Below are 21691 nucleotides of genomic sequence, written 5' to 3' on the forward strand. Positions count from 1 at the left end.
AAACTGCGCCACAGCCCGTTGCTCGCTAGAGCGAGACCTACCTTATCGCACGCGCGTCGGCGTGGAAAAATCGGCTCGGCCGCCTACTTGGCCACCGCACGCTTGCGGTACCAGACATAGCCTGCCGTCACGATGATCGCGCCGACCAGGGACCAGATGAGCCCGATCGGCCGGATCGCGAACCCCTGCCCGGTGATCAGGCTGTGCAGCAGACCGCCGACGAACGAACCGGCGATGCCGGAGAAGAACGCGAGTGACCAATCGATGGTCGTGACCTTCGCCGTCCCGAGGATCAACTGCGCTAATCCGCCGACGATCATGCCGAAAAGAATGACTCCGATGACGATCAGTCCAGCAGCACTCATGTCCGAAAGTATCGCATACGGCCCACTCAGTCCGGTGCGCGCCGCGGCAGGATCACATGCTGACCGGCGATGTCGTGCGCGTCCATGGCCAGCCCGTACACCTCGCTGACCCGCTCGGCACTCAGGGTTTCGCGCGGGGCACCGATGGCCACCAGGCGACCGCAACCGTTCTTGTCGGGGGCCAGGACGGCGACGCGGTCGCTGTAGGCGGCGGCGAGATTGAGATCATGGACGACGACGAGTGCCGCGGCCCCCGCATCGACCTGGCGCCGCACGATCGCCATGACCTGCTCCTGGTAGTGCGGGTCCATCGCCGCGGTCGGCTCGTCGAGCAACAGGATCGGGGTGTCCTGGGCCAACACCCGGGCCAGCGCGACCCGTCCCCGCTCGCCACCGGACAAGCTCCCGAAGCTGCGCGTGGCGAAACCCGTCACGTCACACGCTGCCATGGCACTGGCGACCGCGGCGTCGTCGGCGTGGCGGTTCGCGGTGCGCGACCAAGCGTGCCGCGCCATCTGAACGACCTCCGCACAGGTGAACGTGAACCCGATGCTGTGCTCCTGAGGGAGCACGGCGCGCCGTCTTGCCTGGTTGATCTTCGACATTCCCGCAATCGGATCGCCAAGGAGTTCAACGGTTCCCGCCGACACGGCCAGCGTGCCCGCGATCGCCGAGACCAACGTCGACTTGCCGGCGCCGTTGGGCCCGACCAGGCACAGCAGCTCCCCCGCCGCGAGGTCCAGCGACACGTCGGCCAGAACCTGACGCCCGCCGCGCGACACGGTGAGACCGCTGACGCGCAACGCGGTCATATCCATCCCCCGCGCTTCATCTCCCGCCGGAGCAGGAACAAGAACACCGGGCCGCCGACGAGGCTCGTGACCATGCCGATCGGCAGCTCACCGTAGGGCACTACCGTGCGCGACGCCAGATCCGCGGCCGTCAGCAGGCATGCTCCAGCGACGGCACTCGCCGGAATCAACACGGCGTGACGAGGACCGACGATCAGCCGCATGAAATGCGGGACGACCAGGCCCACGAACAAGATGATGCCGCAGAAGCTGACCGCCGCCGCCGTCAACAGGGCGACGATGACCACCGAAACGCGCCGCAGCCCCTCGACGTCGACCCCCAGATGACCGGCGGTGTACTCGCCCAGTGCCAGCAGATCGATTCGCCGGGCCAGCAGCATCGACGCGACCAGCCCGATCAGCACGAGCGCGGCGACCAGCAGCACCTGGTCCATCGTCGCGCGATTTAGGCTGCCCATCTGCCAGAACACGATCTGGTCCCGGGCGGCGGGCGTGGCGCGATAGGTGAAAAAGGCGATCAGTCCGCCGGCGAACGCATTGACGGCGATACCGGTGAGGATCAGGCTGACCACTTGGGTGCGTCCCGCCGAACGAGAGGCCAGGTAGACGAACAGCGTGGTCAGCAGCCCCGCTGCGAATGCTCCCGCGGCGACGAAATAGCCCGCCGCCCCCAACCCGCCGACGGCGATGACTCCCGCCGCACCCGCCGCAGCACCCGACGAGACGCCGATGACACCTGGCTCGGCGAGCGGATTGGCGAATATCCCCTGGAGGACCGCGCCGGCGCAGCCCAGCGCCGCGCCGACAGCCAACGCCAGGTAGACGCGCGGGATCCGCACCTGCCAGAGCGTGTCCTCGCCGACCTGGTCCGGTAACGGACCGAGCGGAATGCTGATGTGGTGTAGCAGCGAGCCGACGACCTGGCTCACCGGCACCGGGTTCTGACCCGTCGCCATCGCGTACAGTGCGACGACGACGGTGACGCCCACAGCCACCGTGAGCGCGACACCCGCCCGCACCCGCCGGATCTCCCCTGCCCGCGAATCCGTGTGCACCACATCAGCTCCGGTAGAGGGCTTTGGCCAGGGCCAGGGCCACCGCACCGGTGCGGGGCCCGAACGTCAGGAGCTGACCGTCGGCCATATCGATCACGCTACGAGTCCGGCCGGCCGGCGTCTGCGCGACGCCGGGAACCCGCAGCAACCCGTCGATCCCCCCAACCGAAGCCAGCCCGTCGGTCATCATGAGGAGCACGTCCGGGGCCGCTTTGATCAATCCCTCAGCGGTCAGGGACGTGTAGGGCTCCCGCAACCCGGCTGCGGTACCCGCGTCGATCCCACCGAGGAACTCGATCAGTTCCGATGCCCCCGATCCGGGACCACCCAGGATCATCAAGCCGGTGCCGCGGGCGTACAGGAACGCCACCTTCGGCTTGGTTTTCAGGTTCGGAATGAGACTCCTCGCCTCCGCGATCTGCGCCTCGGTTCGCCGGACCAGTTCTGCACCGGCGCGCACCACCCCCAGCGCGGCGGCCGTCGCCCGCAGCTGAGCGGCCGTATTGTCGAGGTTTCGCGCCGGATCGCCCAGCACCACCGGTATCCGCGCCGCACGCAGCCGAACCGCCAGCGCCGAGACCGACGGGAGCGATGCATCGGCGAGCACAATTGTCGGCCGAAGGGCGAGCAGTGCCTCCAGATTGGCGTTGGTGCCATCGGGGGTCAGGACCGGAATGTGTTGTGCCGCCGGAAACTTCGTCGCAATATCGCGGCCCACGAGGTTGCGGCCCAGACCAAGCGCGAACACGGTCGTCCCATAGGTTCCGAAACGGTCGAGCGCGACGATCCGATTGACATCGGACACGGTGACGCTCGGGCCATCGAGCGAGGCAACAGTCGTCGGCAGCTGCGGCACCGGATTCACGGCGACGGGCACCGGATCAGCGGGGATGGCGGCGGTTCGGGGGCCGGTAGGCACCACAGTCTCAGCGGGAGTCGATCCGCCGACGTCGAGGGGGGCCGTCGAGCAGCCGCCCACCAGCATCAGGCCCGAGGCGAGCAGTGCGACGGCGGCGCGGCGTACCGACCTCACTGAGGGACGACCGTGGCGATCCGGCGGGGGGCGATCAGGAGTGCGACTTCGTCGCGGCCATGCCGACCAGAGCCTGCGCCGACTCCGGCGACAGCTTCCACGTGCCATTCACCCGGTTGAACGTATAGGGCACGGTGACGGGCGCGGGCGCATGCGGACTGGCCACCGACACCTGGGCGACTGCCGTGTCCGCCCCCTCCGCGGCAACCGACTGCACCGTGAACTTGTCCGGCGTGTATCCGCCGCGCGCGGCCGCCAGCGCGAACGCGTGCAGCTTGGCCCCCCACGACCCGTCTGGCGAATCCACCAGCGCGGCCGCCGCCGCCGGCGTGGTGTCCGGACTGATGAGGGTGCGCAGAATCTCCTGCGCCTGGACCACCGAAGGCGTCGAGCCCGTCGATGTCGAGGCTTCCTCGGAGTTGGTACAGCCGACCACGCCGAACAGTGCGACGGCAGCCAGGGCACTCACCGCACCGGCAATGCGAAGAATCATGACGGCTTCCTCTCGTCTCGCGGATGTCGTGCGACTCCGGAATAAGGACATCCTAACAATCAAGTTCTCAGCGTTTGCGGCGCTGCTCGCGCTTGTCGCGCACCCGCACGTTGATGCGCACCGGCGAACCGTGGAAGCCGAACTCCTCACGCAGGCGACGCTCCAGGAACCGACGATATCCGGCTTCGAGAAAGCCCGTGGTGAACAGCACGAACGTCGGCGGCCGAGTCGCCGCCTGGGTGGCGAACATGATCCGGGGCTGGCGCCCACCGCGCACCGGGGGCGGGTTGGCCGCGACGATGTCCTTGATCCAATTATTGAGCTGCCCGGTACCGATCCGCTTGTCCCACGACGCCAGGGCCTCGTCCAGCGCGGGCACCAGCTTGCCCACCGCCCGCCCGGTCATCGCCGAGATGTTGACCCGCGACGCCCACGGCACCCGGCTCAACTCGCGGTCGATCTCGCGGTCGAGGGTGAGACGCCGCTCCTCGTCGACGAGATCCCATTTGTTGAATACGATGACCAGCGCGCGTCCCGTCTCGACGATCAGCCCGAGTACCCGCAAGTCCTGCTCGGTGAGCGGCTCCGAGGCGTCGATCAGCAGGATCGCGACCTCGGCGGCCTCCAATGCCGACCGGGTCCGCAGCGAGGCGTAGTACTCGTGACCGGATGCGGTGCGCACCTTGCGGCGCAGCCCGGCCGTGTCGACGAACAGCCACGTCTGACCGTCGAGCTCGATGAGCTCGTCGACCGGATCGACTGTCGTGCCGGCCACATTGTCGACGACCGAACGCTCGTGGCCCGCAAGTTTGTTGAGCAGAGAACTCTTGCCGACGTTCGGTTTGCCGACCAGCGCCACTCGGCGCGGTCCCCCCGATGGCGCGGCGACCCCGGTTCGCTCGGGCAGCACTTTGAGCACCTCGTCGAGGAGGTCACCGGCGCCGCGCCCGTGTGCGGCCGACACCGGGTGCGGCTCGCCCAGGCCCAGTGACCACAGGGCGGCCGCATCGGCTTCGGCTCGTTCACTGTCGACTTTGTTGGCGGCCAACAGCACCGGCACCTTTGCGCGCCGCAGGACCCGCGCGACCGCTTCGTCGGTCGCCGTCGGACCCACCGTGGCGTCGACGACCAGCACGATCGCGTCGACCGCCGCCATCGCCCGCTCGGCCTGATCGGCGACCGCCTGCTGGAGCCCCCTCGCATCGGGCTCCCAGCCGCCGGTATCGACCACCAGAAACGACCGGCCCGACCAGCTCGCCGAATAGGAGACCCGGTCGCGCGTCACTCCCGGCAGGTCTTCCACCACGGCCTCGCGCCGACCGAGGAATCGGTTCACCAAGGTCGACTTGCCAACGTTGGGGCGGCCGACGATCGCCACCGACGGCAGTGCTGCCGCCACGTCGGCGGCCGCGTCGCCGCCGGCCGCGTCGACGATCTCCCAGTCGGCTTCGTCGGCCCACACGCCGTCACCCGGAAGTGCTTCCACCCCGAGAATCTCGTCGCTCACCGTCGCACTCCGATCCGTTGGTCCACTAACTCGATCAAACCTGTGAGAACCTGCTCCACCGTGAGGTCGCTGGTATCGAACTCGACCGCGTCCTCGGCGCGGCGCAGCGGGGACGCCGCCCGAGTCGAATCCAGGTGATCGCGCCGGTTCACGCTCGCCAACACCTGCGCGAGGTCGCTGTCGCGTCCAGCAGCACGATTCTGCCGGTGACGGCGCCGCGCGCGCTCGTCCGGCGTGGCGGTCAGAAAGACTTTGAGCTCCGCATCGGGGAAGACGACGGTGCCGATGTCCCGGCCCTCGACAACGACGAAGCGCCCCCCTGCGACGCGGCGCTGCAGATCGACCATCCGCGCGCGGACCCGCGGGTTCGCCGCCACCGCCGACACGGCGTCGGTGACGTCGTCGGCACGGATCGCCGTGGAGACGTCCTCGCCGTCGAGCGCGACCACGGTGCCGTCGGGCCCGTCCCGAAGGTCGATCGACAGCGTGTCGACGAGATCGGCGACGGCCGACCCGTCATCGACAGGTATGCCGCTGCGCAACACCGCCAGGCTCGCTGCCCGGTACATGGCACCGGTGTCGAGGTATTGGGCGCCCACCCGGTCCGCCAGCATTCGCGACACCGAGGACTTGCCGGTGCCCGCCGGGCCGTCGATCGCGACGACGGTCGCCGGCGCGATCACAACCCCACCGCCTTGTACAACGCGCCGATCTCGTCGCGGCCCAGCGCCCGAATCGAGCCCGGCCGCTGGTCACCGAGATGGATCGGCCCGACGTCGGTCCGGACGAGCCGCGTTACCGAGTGCCCGAGATGGTCCATCAGACGGCGAACGATGCGATTGCGGCCCTCGTGCAATGTGATCCGCACCAGCGACGAACCATCCCACACCTGCAGCGGTACGAACTCGTCGACGTGAACGAGGCCGTCGTCGAGTTCGATTCCCTCGCGCACGTGGCGCGACAGCGAGCGCGGCACCTCGCCGCGCACGGTCGCCAGGTAGGTCTTGGGCACCTCGAACGAGGGATGCATCAGCCGGTGGGCGAGATCGCCGTCGTTGGTGAGCAACAACAGCCCTTCGGTCTCGGCATCGAGGCGGCCGACGTGGAACAGTCGCTGCCCGGCCATGACCCGCTCGGCCACGAGGTCGCCGATACAGGGACGGCCCTGATCATCGGCCATCGTCGAGTGGTACCCGGCCGGCTTGTTGAGCGCCAGATAAGTCATGTCCTCGTCGATGAGGACTCGCACGCCGTCGACCCGGACGATGACCTGCCGGGGATCCACACGCATCCCCTGCTCGGTGACGACGACGCCGTCGACGCTCACCCGACCGGCCGCGATCAACTCTTCGGCTCCGCGACGCGACGCGACCCCAGCAGCGGCAAGGACCTTCTGCAACCGGGTGCCGGACGGATTGTACGGGTCCTCGGGCGCTCCGGCGGAGCCGACGAACTCACCCTCGGCACGATCCTCGGGCGGGCGGTGCTGACGCTTGGCGGGCTTGGCGTTGTTCAACCGAACCTTGCCCGACGCGGCATTGACCCGCGAGCTCGTGCGCGGTTTGCCGCCTGATCGTCGGGGTCCCGGTGTGCCGTCGCGGCTAGCGGATGCCATTGTCCTCAGTCCTGATCGTGGTCGTCTGGCGCCGCTTCCGGCGCTGTGGTGGGTTCTTCCGATTGTGCCTGGCCAGCGCCGAGTTTGGCGAATCGCGGATCCGACGTCAGCTCCTCGGTGAGGTCCTCGATCAGGTCGACATCGGGTAACAGTGGTCCCAGATCCGGCAGCTCCGACAGTGACGCGAGCCCGAGTCGCTCGAGGAATAGTTCGGTGGTCCCGTAGGTCGTGGCCGAGGTCTGCGGATCGGTGCCGGCCTCGTAGATGAGTCCGCGCGCGACGAGCGTGCGGATCACGCCGTCAACATTGACGCCGCGGATCGCCGAAACGCGCGCCCGGCTCACTGGCTGCCGATAGCCGATGACGGCCAGCGTCTCCAAGGCTGCGCGGGTCAGCTTCGAACGCGCGCCATCGAGTAGTAGTCGCTCCACGTAGGGCGCGAATTCGGCGCGGGTGTAAAACCGCCACCCGTCGGCGGTGTACCGCAGGTCGATGCCGCTGCCCGCCATGGTCAGGTCGTTCGACATCCGGGTCAGCATCTCTTTGACGCGCAGGCGGTCCTGGTCGGTGGCGGTCGCGAGTTCCTCCACCGATACCGGGGTGTCCACGACGAGCAACACCGCTTCGAGTGCCGATCGCAGCCCCGCATCGTCGAGAATGATCGCGTCTTCCGCGTCCAGGGTCGTCTGCGTCGAGTCGTCGCTCATCCGTAGTCCTCCACTCGCTCCATGCTCAGCTCGTCGACGGCGCGATCGCCAGTCCAGTTGACGATGAGTATTCCCAGCGCCACTTCCTGTTCGAATCCGACCGCACGCTCGCGGTACAGCTCCAACAGCCCCAGGAACCGGGCCACGACTTCGAGCCCGTTCACGCACTCGGCGACGAGTTCGCCGAAAGTCAGGCTGCCGTTCGGGGCACCGCGCAGCAACACCGAAAGCCGCTTGGCCTGCTCGGGCACCGAAACCTTCGGGATATGCAGGTGATCGAGGCCCACGGTGGGGACCGGCTTGGGCGTCAGCGCCGCCGCGGCGACCTCGGCGAATCCCCGCGGATCCACGCCCAGCGTCACCTCCGGTAGCAGCTGTGCGAATTGGTCTTCGAGGGCGACGGCGCGCGGATAGCGCTGAAGTGCGGTCGCCTCGAGTTCGGCGAACAGCGCCGCCGCCTGCTTGTAGGCCCGATATTGGAGAAGTCGCGCGAACAGCAGGTCGCGGGCCTCCAGCAGCGCCAAGTCCTCGAGGTCGTCCACTTCCCCAGCGGGGAGCAGCCGGGCGGCCTTCAAGTCGAGCAGGGTGGCCGCCACGACCAGGAACTCGGTGGTCTGCTCCAGGTCCATCTGGTCACCCATCGCCTTGGTGTAGGCGATGAAGTCGTCGGTGACCTCGTGCAGCGCGACCTCGGTGACGTCGAGCCGGTGCTGGCTGATCAAGTTGAGCAGCAGGTCGAACGGGCCTTCGAAGTTCGCGAGGCTGACCCGGAACCCGGCGTCGGCCGCCGGCTCGACCGGGCGGCCCGGCCCGGCGGGTGGGATCACGGATGCTCGGCGTCGCGGGCGATGACCTCGGCGGCAACATCGCGGTACGCGCGGGCCCCCGCCGACTTCGGCGCCCAGGAAATGATCGGCTCACCGGCAACGCTGGTCTCCGGGAACCGGACAGTCCGGTTGATCGCGGTATCGAAGACGACCTCGCCGAACACCTCGACCACCCGCGCCATGACGTCGCGCGAGTGCACGGTCCGCGGGTCGAACATCGTGGCCAGAATGCCGCCGATCTCCAGCCGCGGATTCAGCCGGTCGCGCACCTTCTCGATGGTGTCGGTGAGCAGGGCGAGTCCGCGCAGGCTGAAGTACTCACACTCCATTGGGATGAGCACGCGGTCCGAGCAGGCCAGCGCATTCACCGTGAGTAGGCCCAACGACGGCTGGCAGTCAATCAGAACGTAGTCGTAGCGGTCGACGACGGGGTGCAAGGCCCGGCCCAGCGTCTGTTCCCGGCCCACCTCGTTGACCAGCTGGATCTCGGCGGCCGACAGGTCGATGTTGCTGGGAAGCAGGTCCATCCCCTCGACTCGCGTGCGCTGCAACACGTCATCGATGGACGCCAGCGGCGCCACCAGCAGGTTGTGCACGGTCTGTTCGAGTTCGTGGTGGGCCACCCCCAACCCGGCCGACAGGGCACCCTGGGGGTCGAGGTCGACGAGCAGCACCCGACGCCCGTACTCGGCGAGCGCAGCGCCGATGTTGATCGTCGACGTGGTCTTGCCGACGCCGCCCTTCTGGTTGCAGACCGCGACGATCGTCGCCGGTCCGTGCGAACTCAGCGGCCGCGGCACTGGGATCTCGCGCACCGGGCGCCCCGTCGGACCGAGTTCGCCGCCGGCGATCCCCTGGGGGGAGTCGGCCTCGTCGTCGGCGCCCGAGCTACTCACCGACAGGCGATACTTGTCGTCGGGCTCCGGCGTGCTCACAGACCGCGACTCCTCTCTTCGGCTCGATGACTGAGTCCACCCTAGCGGGCGCGGGGATGTGCGGTGGCGTAGACCTCGCGCAATGTCGAGACGGTAACCAGCGTGTAGACCTGGGTCGTCGTCACCGAGGCGTGGCCCAGTAATTCCTGCACGACCCGCACATCGGCCCCGCCCTCGAGGAGATGCGTCGCGAAGCTGTGCCGCAGCGTGTGCGGCGAGACCGCCGTCGTGATTCCGGCTCGGGCCGCCGCATCGGACAGGATTTGCCACGCGCTCTGGCGCGATAGGCGCCCACCCCGGGCATTGAGGAATACCGCGGGCCCGCTGCGTGTTGCGGCGAGGGTCGGACGCGCACGGACCAGATAGGTCTCGACCGCCTCGGCAGCCGGCCCGCCGACCGGCACCAACCGTTGTTTGCCGCCCTTGCCGCGAAGCAAAACGGCGCGGTGCGACAGGTCGAGGTCGTCGACGTCGAGCGAGACGACCTCGGAGATCCGTGCACCACAGCTGTACAACAGCTCCAGCAGCGCACGGTCGCGCAGCCCTCGGGGCTCGTCACCGCCCGCACCTGCCAGGATGGCGTCGACATCGCTGATCGACAGTGCTTTGGGCAACCGTTGTGCGGGTTTGGGCGGCCGAATCGCGCGAGCGGGGTCGCTGCTGCACAGGCCTTCGGCGAGTGCGAACTTGTGCAAACCGCGTACGGCCACCAGCGTGCGCGCGATCGAGCTCTCCGCCAGCGCCACCGATCCGTCAGCGCCCTCCGGGGCGGGTGATCGCAGGGCGACGAGGAAGTCCCGCACGTGCGACTCCTCGACGTCGCCGAGGTGGATGATCGCGCAGGATGCCAGAAAGTCCCGGTATCGCCACAGGTCCCGGCGATACGACGAAGCGGTGTTCGCCGCCACGCCACGTTCCACCACCAGGTGATCGAGGTATCGGTTCACCTGTTCGTCCAGGGATGGCGCCATCGTGGTCAGCCCTGCTCACCCCGCGCCGCCTTGCGGCGATCGAACGCCACCGGCCGATCGGTCCACGGGGTATCCACCGGTCGGACCGAGTCCCCTCGTTCGATGACGCGGGCCGCGGCGAGGATCCCGGCCACCGCGGTGGCATTGACGATCTCGCCGCGCAACGCCATCGCTACCGCCTCGTCCAGCGCCACCCACGACCAGCGCAGGTCAGCCTCCTCATCGACCCGATCCGCGGCCGGCAGCGCACTCAACCCGCGCGCCAGAAAGACTCGCAAGGCCTCATCGGTGAACCCGGGCGAAACCGCGAGGTCGACGAGAACCTCCCAGCGATCCGCGGCAAGATCAACCTCCTCGGCGAGTTCGCGCGCAGCGGCGGCGACCGGCTCTTCCCCCGCCGCGTCGAGCAGACCGGCGGGCAACTCCCACAACCGCCGGCGGACGGGGTGCCGGTACTGGGTCACCAGCGCGATACGCCGCTGTGCGTCGAGGGCCACGACGGCGACGGCGCCCGGATGCTCGACGACTTCGCGGCGCGCGGTGCGCCCGCCGGGCATCACCACATCGTCGACGCGGAACGCCACTATCGCTCCGTCGTATTGGACGCTCGAGGCGGTGACGGTGAACTCGTGCTGACCACCGGGCATGACCGAACTACTCCGCGGGGACCGGTGCGACGTCGTCGTCGCGCCGCGGGATCTCGACCGGCAGTCGCTCGGCGGCCTTGTACGCCAGCGCTGCGGCGATGAGGCCGCGGAAGAGTGGATGTGGCCGGGTCGGACGCGACTTGAGCTCCGGGTGGGCCTGCGTTGCGATGAGGAACGGGTGCTGTTCGCGTGGGTACTCGACGAACTCGACGAGCCGCCCGTCCGGCGAAGTCCCCGAAAAGACCAGTCCGGACTCGGCGATCTTGTCGCGGTAGGCGTTGTTGACCTCGAACCGGTGGCGGTGACGCTCGGTGACCTCGGTCTCGCCGTAGGCCCGTGCGACCTGGGTGTCCTCCCCGAGGATGGCCGGGTAGGAGCCGAGTCGCATCGTGCCGCCCAGATCGGCCTCGCCCGCGACGACCTCCTCCTGGTCGGCCATCACCGAAATCACCGGGTGGGTGGTGTCGGGCTCGAACTCGGTCGAGTTCGCATCGTCGAATCCGACCGAGCGCGCCGCCTCGATCACCACGCACTGCAACCCGAGGCACAGGCCCAGCAAGGGAATGCCGCGCCGGCGGGCATAGCGGATCGCTCCGACCTTGCCCTCGATACCACGGATGCCGAAGCCGCCGGGAACCAAGATCGCGTCGACGTCGCCGAGCTCGTGCTGGGCACCGGCATCGGTGGCACACAGATCCGACTGCACCCACACGATCTCCGTGCGCGCCCGGTGCGCGAACCCGCCGGCCCGAATGGCCTCGGTCACCGACAAGTAGGCATCGGGCAGGTCGACGTACTTGCCCACGAGGGCGACCCGGACGGTCTCTCTGGGCTCGTGCACGCGGCGGAGCAATTCCCCCCACACCGACCAGTCGACGTCGCGGAAGGGCAGACCCAGCTTCCGGACCACATAGGCGTCGAGGCTCTCGGCGTGCAGGACCTTCGGGATGTCGTAGATACTCGGTGCGTCCGGCGTGGAGATGACGCCCTCGATGTCGACGTCGCACATGAGCGCGATCTTTTGCTTTAACCCCTCCGGGACGTCCCGATCGCAGCGCAGGATCAGGGCATCGGGCTGAATACCGACGTTGCGCAACGCGGCGACGGAGTGCTGCGTCGGCTTGGTCTTCAACTCCCCCGACGGGGCGAGATACGGGACGAGGGAGACATGCAGAAAGAAGACATTGTCCCGTCCCACATCGTGGCGGATCTGCCGGGCGGCCTCGATGAACGGCTGCGACTCAATGTCGCCGACCGTACCGCCGATCTCGGTGATGACGACATCGGGGCGCACCCCGTCCTCGCCCGGTTCGCGCATGTCGAGCACACGTCGTTTGATCTCATCGGTGATATGCGGGATGACCTGCACGGTCTGGCCCAGATACTCGCCGCGCCGTTCTTTGGCGATGACCGTCGAGTACACCTGCCCGGTGGTGACATTGGCCGCCTGCGACAGGTTGACGTCGAGGAAGCGCTCGTAGTGGCCGACGTCCAGGTCGGTTTCGGCACCGTCTTCGGTGACGAAAACCTCGCCGTGCTGAAACGGATCCATCGTGCCCGGATCGACGTTGAGATAGGGATCGAGCTTCTGCATCGTGACGTGCAGGCCGCGCGCGGTGAGGAGTTGACCGAGGCTTGAAGCGGTCAATCCCTTGCCGAGCGACGAGGCGACGCCGCCAGTGACGAAGATGTGTTTGGTGCCAGCACTTCCGTGGCGCAAAGGTCGCAAGCAAACTCTCCCGATCGGTACCGATCCGGGGACTGAAACCCCGGTTACCTACGGGACTTCACGGTAACACCTCGGTGCCGCAATCCGTGCATCACCGGGCCCGCCGTGTCGCGGGAAGGCAGGAATCAGGCCGGCGGTGTGATGGCGATCGCACCCGCACCGATCCCGTAGGCACCCGGCTTGCCCTGATTCGCCTGACGAAGGGCGAGCACCGTGGTGATCCGGCCGATTGGCTGATTGACGTTGTCGACGGTGGCAACCGAGTTGCTCAACGACGGATCGGCCCGGACGATGGCGACCGGTGATCCGCCCTTCGCCGACCCGACCCGCCCGGCGAGCACCCCGCCGAGTCCGCGCGCGGCGAACGCTCCGGCGAACCGGCCGACGAGTTGCCCCTGCGCGCCCGAGTCAGCCGGGAATGCTCCCCCGGCCACGACGACCACGAGCTGACCTGGATTAAGCGCACCATCGGTGAAGGAGATGAAGCCCCCCTCGCGCAACGACTGCAACGACGTGGCCACCTCGGCCGCGGGCAGGTTGCCGCGACTGGGTCCGGTTTGAAGCAGCAGCCCCAGCAAGTCGCCGAGGCGTCCGCCCGAATCGGTGAGCTCAGGACGCAGATTCCGCCCGGGCGGAATCGACTGGTCGATGATCGACCGCAGCTTTTCACTCTCCCGATCGCGCAGGAGTCCGGTGGTCAGGGCCAGCTGCCCGGCAAAGCGGGCACCCGCCGACGACAGCGACTCCTTGACCGCGGTGACGTCGTCGTCGGCCGAGTTGGGCACCGTCACGACCACGACGCTCTTCTTGGCAAGCTGATCGTGCAACAGGCGGGGCGCGACGGCGTGGGCGAAGCCATCGGAGGCGTTGCGGGCCGCATTCGCCTCGTCGAGCTGGTCGTTGAGGTCGCCGATTCGGTCCCGGCTGGTCCCGGTCAGCGAGTTCACCTTGTCGCCGAGAAAGCCGGTTCCGAGGAACAGACCGATGATGAGGGCGGCGAAAACGGCGACCAAGGAGATCGCGTGCTGGCGGAGTGAAATCACAGATGTCGCTGCTACGTCGTCAGTTCACGAGCCCGGTCGCCCACGCAACGAGCTGGTGCCATTGCTGCACCAGGTAGTCGACCACACCGGCCCCGTTGCCCGAGAGCATCAGCGTGGCGATCACGGCTACCAGCGTGGCCAGTACGAGCAAGGCGATCCCCATGCCGGAGCCCCGGCTCCGGTAGAGCGAAGCGACGGCCCGCGCGTCGACCAGTTTCGGCCCGACCTTCAGCCGGGTCAGGAACGTCGATGGGTTGCTCTCCCGCCGCGAACGGTCGAAGAAGTCGTCGAGTCCCCCACCGAAGCCGACCGTCACGATCAGATCCGCACCGTGGTGATCGGCGAGCAGAAGCGCCAGGTCCGCTGCGGAACCCGCCGCCGGGAAGGTGATGGCACCCACCCCCAGATCCTGGATGCGGGTCAGCCCGACGGCGTGGCCGTCGGTGTCCGCGGGTAGCACCAACTGCGCTCCCGAGCGCAGGGTGTCGCGCGAGATCTCATCCGGATCGCCGACGATCAATGCCGGCCGGTAGCCGGCCTTGAGTAATGCGTCGGCTCCGGCCCCGACACCGATCATGACCGGCGAGTACTCCCGGATGAACGGCTTGAGCGCACGCAGTTGAGCGACATGGTCGGGACCATCGGCTACCACCACGACGTGCATTCCGTCGAGTTCAACATCGACCTCGGGTACCCCGACTCCGTCGATGAGCAGGGGCGATTCACTGCGCAGGTACTCGATGGTGTTACCGGAGAAAGCCTCGAGATGGTCGACGACTCCGGACTTCGCATCGATCATCTGATCGGCGATGTCGGTTTCCAGCAGTTCGCTGCCGAGCGCGACCCGGCGCTCACCGATGTAGAGCCTGCCATCGTTGATCCGGACCTTCACACCGTCGCGCACCTTGGTGAAGACTTCGGTACCCACGTTGTCGAGCAGGGCGATTCCCGACGCGACCAAGACCTCCGGCCCCAAGTTCGGGTAGCGGCCCGAAATCGACGGTGCGGCGTTGACCACGGCCTCCACTTGAGCCTTGACCAGGGCGTCTGCCGTAGTTCGGTCCAGGTCGACCTCGTCGAGGATGACGACATCGCCGGGGCCGACTCGTTCGAGAAGCCGCTTGGTGTCCTTGTCGATCCTGGCGATTCCACTGGTGCCAGGCAGATTTGCTTGGGAACGGCTGAGTACGGCAGGCATCTTCATACCGCACATCATGTGTGGTTTGTCCGGGCAGCGCACGAAGGCGCGCCGTAACACCAACCACTTTTGTCACAGCAGTCGCACCTACCCCACCGAAGGAGAGGCGAAAGCCCCACGTCACGGAGCACGACGCGGGGCTCTGCCGATCACCGGGATCGGGTGGAAGATCTAGGCGGTCGAATCCCCGTATGGCTGCTCGTCGAACTCGAGTTCCTCCCGCCGGGTCTGACCGGTCACCCGCTGCGTGCGCGTCTGCCGCTCCTTGCCGAACTCGACCTGGCCGATGCGGCGCACCCGCTTGCCAACCTCGACTTCTTCGCCGCGCAACTCGATCTCGAACACACCTTCCTCGAAGGCGTAGCTCGGGTCGACCACGTCATCGTTGAGCTCGGTGCGGTTCACCGTGAGCTTCTCCTCAAAGACGTCGACGTCGAGCGAAGCATTGTCGACAACAACTTTCTTGTGGACCTTGACCACGCCCGTCGGCACCTCACGTTTAGCGGCCACCAGGTCCTCGGCGTGCAGCTCCACCGTGCGTGCCGCCGAAGCCGCCGGAGCCGCCGGGACCGCGGCGGGAACGGGCGGGGAAACCGGCTCCGGAGTCGGGACCGGCTCCGGAGCCTGGACCGGAGTTGGAGCCTGGACCGGAGTTGGGACCGGCTCGGGAGTCGAGACCGGCTCGGCCACGGAGGCCAACGGTGCCGGGGCCGTCTCGGGTGCTCCGCCAACGGCAACCCAGTCGCCCTCGGCAACCTGTGCCGCAGTCACGTCGAGCCGGATGAAGTCCGGCTCGAAAGCTGCGACACCGCTCTCCGCCAGGAGCATATTAGCCGCGTTGTTGTGGACATCGATGATGAGATCGGCGCCCTGCGTATCGGAAACAGTGCCGACTTCGGCACCGTCCCGAGAAACCACAGGGGTACCGACCTTGATGTCGTACCCGGCGAAAGTCACAATCATTTCGCATTCCCTCCGTTAAGCCTACTGGTCAACACTGTGTGAGTTTGTATACATCGTGACAGATCGGTCCGCGCCAATTGGGCAAGTCCGATTCGAAAGGAAACCCTAATCGTTGCCGACGTGTCCGTGACGCCCGGTATTCGAATCGCTTCGGGTCTCGATTGGAATCTCTGCGCGCACCCGATGATGCGGATCGACTTGCACCACGTCGACGCGTTGCCGCCGAACCTCGCCATCGACGACGACGTTCTTCGTCTTGCGATGCCGCGTGACGCGCACCTCCTCGCGGACCACCAATCGTTTGACGACGACTATTTCCTCTTCGACAACCGGAACGACGAAAGTGTCACCGTCCCAATACGGACTGGGCACCTCGTCAACCTCGCGGTCATCGACCACCACCCGATCAACCTCGACGAACTCCCGGCTGACGGGAACCGAGAGTTCCTCGTTTTCGGTCACGACCGATGTGCGCACCTGAGCGATACCGGTGACCACTTCACGCGTCTTCGCAGTCAGGTATTCCTGATGCAAACCAACCGTCATCTTCCCCTGCTGCGGAGAATCCGGGTTCTCTGCAGCACCTCGCGTCACATCCATAGGCAACAGACTAACGCCGCACCCACCCGTTTGTGGAGCCCGCGTAGGTATTCTGGCCTCGAAGGGTTACCGATCTGGAATGCAGCGGTTTCAGCGGATCCGGTCGGCCTGCGCGGTCGTCAGCAGTTCCTCGGCGTGCGCACGCCCCGTTTCGGTGTCTCCGAGTCCCGCCAGCATCCTCGCCAGTTCAGCCACGCGCTCCTCACCGGCCAGGGTGGCAACGGTGCTGGTCCGGCCGCCGGCATCCTTGCCGATGACGACATGATGGTCGGCGAAGGCCGCTACCTGCGGCAGGTGCGTCACCACGATGACCTGGTGATTACGCGCGAGTCGCGCCAATCGACGCCCGATTTCCACCGCCGCGCGGCCGCCCACACCGGCATCCACCTCGTCGAACACCATCACCGAACCCCCATCCGGCGAGGCAAGCACGACCTCGAGGGCCAGCATGACCCGCGACAGCTCACCGCCAGACGCCGACTTCGTGATCGGCAGCGGTACCGCGTCGCGATGCGGCACCAGCGCGAACTCGACGATATCGGCGCCGTGCCCACCCACATGGCACCGCTGCCCGTCCACCACCAACGTGCGCCGCATCGCCGGCGACACCGCCGACGGAACACCTGCCGGATACTCGCCACCGGGGGGTCCGTCGTCAGCACACACGTCGGGAACGACGGTCACCTGCAGAGCGGCATCACCCATCGCCAGTCCGCCCAACTCCTCGGTGACCCGCTCCCCCAATTCCTTGGCGGCGGCCATTCGCAGCACACGCAGGGCGGAGGCGGCCGCGGCAACCTCGGCCGCCACTGCCGCCACAGTCTCAACCAGCTCTTCGATCGACTCGACCGGATCATCGATCTCGGCCAGTCGCGCCCGCGCCTGCACCCACCATTGCCGCACACCGTTGATGTCCGGGGCGTACTTGCGAGTCAACGATTTGAGCTCGCTCTGTCGCACGAGCAGCTGGTCGAGCTCAGCCGCGTCGACCGGAAGGCTGCCAACGATGCCAGCCAGGTCCGCTGCGAGATCGGTGACCACCGCCAACGCCTCCTGCACCCGTGGCAACAATGCTCGCAAACCCTCGTCGCCAGACGACTCGAGCAGCGTGCGCACCTGGCCGAGCTCGGCGATCACCCCCGCGCCGTCCTCACCGTCGCCGGAGACAAGTGCGTGCCCATGCGCGCCCGCAGCCCGCACTGTCTCCAGATCGGTCAGCCGCTTGATCGTCGCGGTCAGCGCAACATCCTCGTCCGGCTGTGGATCTATCGCGTCGAGTTCCTGCACGGCGAATCGCAACCGATCGGCCTCTTGCGCCAGCTCGAACGAACTCGCCCGACGCTGCGCCAACTCATCGGCAAGGTGGATCCACCGCGAACGAGCGTTTCGATAGACCTCGATCGCGGCCGCCACCCCCGGCCCAGCGAATCGGTCGAGTGCGGCCCGTTGCTGATCGGCGCGCAGCAGCCGCAACTGATCGTTCTGCCCGTGGATGGTCAACATCGAAGTGGTGACCTGACCCAGCACACCCACCGGTACGGACCGACCGCCCAGATGAGCACGCGAACGCCCATCCGATCCGACGGTGCGCACGGCGATGAGCGACGCGTCGTCGTCCGCCTCGGCGCCCGCCGATTCAAGAAGCTCACTGATTGCCGACGCCTCATCACCGAGCCGGAACCGCCCCTCGACAATCGCTTTGCTGTGCCCGGTGCGGACCCGGCTCGCGTCCGCGCGGCCGCCGGATAGCAAGTGCAGGCTCGTGACAACCATCGTCTTGCCCGCACCCGTCTCCCCGGTGAGCACGGTAAAACCCGGACCGAACTCGGCCGAGGCGTTCTCCAGAACGCCTAAGCCGCTGATCGACAACTCCTCCAGCATCTAGCCCTTCCCCTCCGGTCTGCTGGGTGACTGGGCCCGGGCGCCGGGAACTCGTGAGCGGCCCCGCCAACCCGTCACCGGGAGGCTGAACTTCGTCACCAGCCGATCCGCGAAGGGCTCCGCATCAATCCGGACCCACTTCACCGATCGCTCGCTGCGGACCACCTCCACCCTCGCTCCCGGGGGTAACGGGAACGACCGACGGCCATCACACACCGCCAGGGCCGGGTGCAGCGACTCCACCTCCACGGCCACCCGCGAATGCGGGGAGGTGACCATCGGTCGCGCGAACAATGCGTGGGCGTTGCTGGGCACCACGAGTATCGCTTCAAGATCGGGCCACATCACCGGCCCGCCGGCGGAAAAGGCGTAGGCCGTGGAACCGGTGGGCGTGGACACCATGACGCCGTCGGCACCGAAAGCAGAAACCGGCCGGCCATCGACCTCCGTGATCAGTTCGAGCACGCCACGGTGCGCATCGTTCTGCACAACGACCTCATTGAGTGCCCACGTCCGCGCCAGCGTCGCACCATCAGGGCCGATCACCGTGACGTCCAGCGTCATCCGCGGCTCGACGGTATAGCGGCCCTGCACCAGTCGAGACATCACCTCATCGATCGATCCGGCCTCTGCCTCGGCCAGGAAACCGATGTGGCCGAGGTTGACTCCGATCGCCGGAGCCGAGGCGGGATAGGCGAGTTCGGCGGCCCGAAGGAAGGTGCCGTCGCCGCCGAGGGCGATAACCACCTCGCAGTCCTGCCCGGCCGATTCATCCGGCTCCACGCGCGTCACCGTCGCGCCCAGTGCCCGCAGTCGGTCGATGTCTACTTGGGCACCACTCGCCGAATTCCGCTTGTCGGGATCGACGACGCGTAATTCGACGTCGCCCTCGACGCAGCGCGACGCGATCGCCGCCATCGCGCCGCTATGTTCAGCCCGGCCGGTATTCGCAACAACAAGAAATGCGCGACGGTCCTGCCCACTGCTCACTGCTCGGTGCTCACGGTCTGCGCTCGCTCTCTGTCCTCGTCCCCACCCTGCGGGCGCGGTCGATGGGCCTACTGCGGTCCCGACGCCACGACGCCGGCGATAAGGTCGGCGACGGCCTCGCGATCGAACCCGCTGTCTATGCCCACCAGCGTATCGGGGTCCGCCGACAAGGCTGCCGGCAACTGTGCGGTCCGCCTCGCCAGCTCGTCGTCGTCGCAGTTGCGCGTGAGCCACAAGAAATACTCGACATTGCCTGATGGCCCGGGCAGAGGCGACGCACCGACGTCGCGCAGGCCCAGTCCCAGAGCAACTGCCCAGCGGGCTACCGACAGGACCGCCTCCGTGCGCAGCGCCGGGTCACGGACGACCCCGCCGGCACCGACACGGTCCTTGCCGACCTCGAACTGCGGTTTGATCATCGGTACGAGATCCCCACCGGGCTTCGTGGAGGCCGCCAGCGCCGGGAGGACCAGCCGAAGCGAAATGAAGGAAAGGTCCGACACGGTTAGATCCACCGGCCCACCAATCTGCTCCGCGGTCAGCGATCGGACGTTGGTCCGGTCCAGCACGTGTACCCGCTCGTCCGATCTCAGCCGCCACACCAACTGGCCATAGCCCACATCGACGGCAGCTACGCTCACGGCACCCCGATTGAGCAGAACGTCGGTGAAGCCGCCGGTCGACGCGCCGGCGTCCAGACACCGCCGACCGGTCACCGACAACCCCGCCGGTTCGAACGAGTCGAGTGCCCCGATCAGTTTGTGTGCCCCGCGCGAGGCCCACTGATGGGTGGGCACCGCGACGACGATGGGCGCGTCCCTCGCGACGTTCGTCGCCGGCTTCGTCGCGGCCGTTCCGTTGACCGACACCTCGCCCGCCGCTATCAGCGCGCTGGCGTGCTCACGCGAGCGCGCCAATCCCCGCCGGACCAATTCCGCGTCGAGACGCGCGCGTGGAGCCATCGGTCAGGCGTGATCGATGGCGGACAAGGCATCGGCGAGCACGCGGTGAGCGCGCTCCAGCAGATCGGCCTGACGATCGAGGACACCGAGCTGTGCGAGTGATAGCGGCGAGCCGCCGTCACCATCGGCGACGTGGCGGCCGAGTTCGTCGAGTTCGTCGAGCATCTCACCAATCGCCGAGACCACCTTCTCTGGCGACACCGGAGACGGCAGCGCCGCTGCCGCCGACAGGCGCGGCCCAGGTCGTGGCGCGCCCTGGGCGAAGTCAGGACTGGTCATGATGCTTCCACGTTAGCCGACGCCGAGGCCGCCAAGCAGATCGGCCACTGCGGAGTTAGCCGAGGTCACCGTGAGGTCGGCCGCTTCCTGCGCCGACATTCCACGTGCCCAGACCTGCGCCACAAGCGCCGGGATCGCCGATAAGGGATCAGCATCGTCGGAGTCTGCGGCAATGGTCAGCGAGGATCCGCGGCCCGTCACCGTCCAGCGGTGGCGGCCACCCACGGCACTCAACGCGGCAGGGGCGGTCAGTGCGCCCAGCGTGACGCCGATATGGGTCGGTCGCCGGGCCGCCGGTGCGGCCAGTACATCGCGCAGCGAGCTCACACCGGTGAGCACCAGAAGACTGTCGACGCCCACCGCGTTGGCACCTTCGATGTCGGTGTCCAACCGATCACCGACGACGAGCGGATTGGCGGCGCCGACACTGGCGATTGCATCGCGCAGCAGCGGCAACGCCGGTTTGCCCGCGATCAACGGGGACGCCTTCGTCGCCGACGCCACCGCGGCAACCATTGAGCCGTTGCCGACGAGCAAGCCCCGCTCACTGGGCAGCGTCGTGTCGACATTCGTGGCAACCCACACCGCACCGGCAGCAATGGCCAGCGCGGCCTCGGACAGCGCAGCCCAATCAGTCTGGGGCGAATGACCTTGGATGACCGCGCGCGGTGCATCATCGGCGGACCGGGTGGGCACCAGCCCGACCTCACCGATCTCGGCGGCCAAACCATCGGTTCCGACCACGAGGACCGTCGAACCGGCGGGAACCTGTTGGGCCACGAGCCGGGCGCCGGCCTGAGCGCTGGTCACGACTTGATCCGGTGTCGCCGAAAAACCGAGCTCGCACAGGTGGGCGGCGACCTGCGCCGGTCGCCGACTCGCATTGTTTGTGACGTAGCGGACCGTCTCGTGCGGAAGCTCGGCGACGGCCTCCACAGCTCCGGGGATGGGACGATGCCCGGCGAATACCGTCCCGTCGAGATCGAGTAATACCGCGTCAAACTCCTCAGCGAGCGTGGGCACAGTCGACGGAACTCCGGGCACAGCCGCCGACGCCACGGGCACAGCCGCCGACACCT

23 protein-coding genes are annotated in these 21691 nt (G+C 67.6%); all 23 read right to left on the reverse strand.

Going from position 1 to position 21691, the window contains the following annotated elements; genetic code table 11:
* Nucleotides 1-83: 83 nt before the first annotated feature.
* Nucleotides 84-365, reverse strand: a complete 282-nt coding sequence (locus B4M62_RS03475) for a hypothetical protein (protein WP_344716855.1) — start codon at nucleotides 363-365, stop codon at nucleotides 84-86.
* A gap of 26 nt (nucleotides 366-391) precedes the next feature.
* Nucleotides 392-1177 carry a heme ABC transporter ATP-binding protein gene (locus B4M62_RS03480; protein ID WP_290705231.1) on the reverse strand — a complete coding sequence of 262 codons (786 nt, stop codon included), beginning with the start codon at nucleotides 1175-1177 and terminating at the stop codon, nucleotides 392-394.
* Complete coding sequence (locus B4M62_RS03485; protein WP_414651766.1) at nucleotides 1174-2232, reverse strand: FecCD family ABC transporter permease; 1059 nt, start codon at nucleotides 2230-2232, stop codon at nucleotides 1174-1176. The genes B4M62_RS03480 and B4M62_RS03485 overlap by 4 nt, the downstream gene beginning before the upstream one ends.
* Nucleotides 2233-2236: 4 nt before the next feature.
* Nucleotides 2237-3265 carry a heme/hemin ABC transporter substrate-binding protein gene (locus B4M62_RS03490; protein ID WP_290705234.1) on the reverse strand — a complete coding sequence of 343 codons (1029 nt, stop codon included), beginning with the start codon at nucleotides 3263-3265 and terminating at the stop codon, nucleotides 2237-2239.
* 34 nt (nucleotides 3266-3299) lie between these two features.
* On the reverse strand, nucleotides 3300-3758 hold the full coding sequence (locus B4M62_RS03495; RefSeq protein ID WP_290705237.1) for a DUF4878 domain-containing protein: 459 nt from the start codon (nucleotides 3756-3758) through the stop codon (nucleotides 3300-3302).
* A gap of 67 nt (nucleotides 3759-3825) precedes the next feature.
* Entirely contained in the window at nucleotides 3826-5265 is a 1440-nt protein-coding gene (gene der / locus B4M62_RS03500; RefSeq protein WP_290705240.1) for a ribosome biogenesis GTPase Der, read from the reverse strand.
* A complete protein-coding gene (gene cmk / locus B4M62_RS03505) occupies nucleotides 5262-5879 on the reverse strand; it encodes a (d)CMP kinase (RefSeq protein WP_414651767.1) in 618 nt (205 codons plus the stop codon). Before cmk ends, der begins: the two co-directional genes overlap by 4 nt.
* Nucleotides 5880-5944: 65 nt before the next feature.
* Entirely contained in the window at nucleotides 5945-6880 is a 936-nt protein-coding gene (locus B4M62_RS03510; RefSeq protein ID WP_290705246.1) for a pseudouridine synthase, read from the reverse strand.
* Between the two features lie 5 nt (nucleotides 6881-6885).
* Nucleotides 6886-7587 (reverse strand): SMC-Scp complex subunit ScpB, encoded by a 702-nt coding sequence (scpB, locus tag B4M62_RS03515; RefSeq protein WP_290705249.1) that lies wholly within the window; start codon nucleotides 7585-7587, stop codon nucleotides 6886-6888.
* A complete protein-coding gene (locus B4M62_RS03520) occupies nucleotides 7584-8414 on the reverse strand; it encodes a segregation and condensation protein A (RefSeq protein WP_290705252.1) in 831 nt (276 codons plus the stop codon). The genes scpB and B4M62_RS03520 overlap by 4 nt, the downstream gene beginning before the upstream one ends.
* On the reverse strand, nucleotides 8411-9349 hold the full coding sequence (locus tag B4M62_RS03525; RefSeq protein ID WP_414651765.1) for a ParA family protein: 939 nt from the start codon (nucleotides 9347-9349) through the stop codon (nucleotides 8411-8413). The genes B4M62_RS03520 and B4M62_RS03525 overlap by 4 nt, the downstream gene beginning before the upstream one ends.
* Nucleotides 9350-9390: 41 nt before the next feature.
* Nucleotides 9391-10320: a site-specific tyrosine recombinase XerD gene (gene xerD / locus B4M62_RS03530; RefSeq protein WP_290705255.1), complete on the reverse strand. Its 930-nt coding sequence runs from the start codon at nucleotides 10318-10320 to the stop codon at nucleotides 9391-9393.
* 5 nt (nucleotides 10321-10325) lie between these two features.
* Nucleotides 10326-10967 (reverse strand): NUDIX domain-containing protein, encoded by a 642-nt coding sequence (locus tag B4M62_RS03535; protein ID WP_290705258.1) that lies wholly within the window; start codon nucleotides 10965-10967, stop codon nucleotides 10326-10328.
* Nucleotides 10968-10974: 7 nt separating this feature from the next.
* Entirely contained in the window at nucleotides 10975-12696 is a 1722-nt protein-coding gene (locus B4M62_RS03540) for a CTP synthase (RefSeq protein ID WP_290705261.1), read from the reverse strand.
* A 125-nt stretch (nucleotides 12697-12821) separates the two neighbouring features.
* Entirely contained in the window at nucleotides 12822-13739 is a 918-nt protein-coding gene (locus tag B4M62_RS03545; RefSeq protein ID WP_290705264.1) for a copper transporter, read from the reverse strand.
* Nucleotides 13740-13758: 19 nt separating this feature from the next.
* Entirely contained in the window at nucleotides 13759-14943 is a 1185-nt protein-coding gene (gene steA, locus B4M62_RS03550) for a putative cytokinetic ring protein SteA (RefSeq protein WP_290705267.1), read from the reverse strand.
* 165 nt (nucleotides 14944-15108) lie between these two features.
* Nucleotides 15109-15900, reverse strand: a complete 792-nt coding sequence (locus B4M62_RS03555; protein ID WP_290705270.1) for a YsnF/AvaK domain-containing protein — start codon at nucleotides 15898-15900, stop codon at nucleotides 15109-15111.
* A 105-nt stretch (nucleotides 15901-16005) separates the two neighbouring features.
* A complete protein-coding gene (locus B4M62_RS03560) occupies nucleotides 16006-16500 on the reverse strand; it encodes a DUF2382 domain-containing protein (protein WP_290705272.1) in 495 nt (164 codons plus the stop codon).
* 90 nt (nucleotides 16501-16590) lie between these two features.
* Nucleotides 16591-18381, reverse strand: a complete 1791-nt coding sequence (gene recN, locus B4M62_RS03565; RefSeq protein WP_290705275.1) for a DNA repair protein RecN — start codon at nucleotides 18379-18381, stop codon at nucleotides 16591-16593.
* Nucleotides 18382-19371 carry an NAD kinase gene (locus B4M62_RS03570; protein WP_290705278.1) on the reverse strand — a complete coding sequence of 330 codons (990 nt, stop codon included), beginning with the start codon at nucleotides 19369-19371 and terminating at the stop codon, nucleotides 18382-18384.
* A 68-nt stretch (nucleotides 19372-19439) separates the two neighbouring features.
* Nucleotides 19440-20333, reverse strand: coding sequence for a TlyA family RNA methyltransferase (locus tag B4M62_RS03575; protein WP_290705281.1), 894 nt, complete (start codon nucleotides 20331-20333; stop codon nucleotides 19440-19442).
* A 3-nt stretch (nucleotides 20334-20336) separates the two neighbouring features.
* Complete coding sequence (locus tag B4M62_RS03580) at nucleotides 20337-20612, reverse strand: hypothetical protein (RefSeq protein WP_290705284.1); 276 nt, start codon at nucleotides 20610-20612, stop codon at nucleotides 20337-20339.
* Between the two features lie 12 nt (nucleotides 20613-20624).
* A partial coding sequence (locus B4M62_RS03585) for an HAD-IIA family hydrolase (protein ID WP_290705287.1) occupies nucleotides 20625-21691 on the reverse strand: 1067 nt, incomplete at its 5' end.

The sequence above is a fragment of the Gordonia sp. UBA5067 genome (genome assembly GCF_002414845.1).
GTDB lineage: Bacteria > Actinomycetota > Actinomycetes > Mycobacteriales > Mycobacteriaceae > Gordonia > Gordonia defluvii.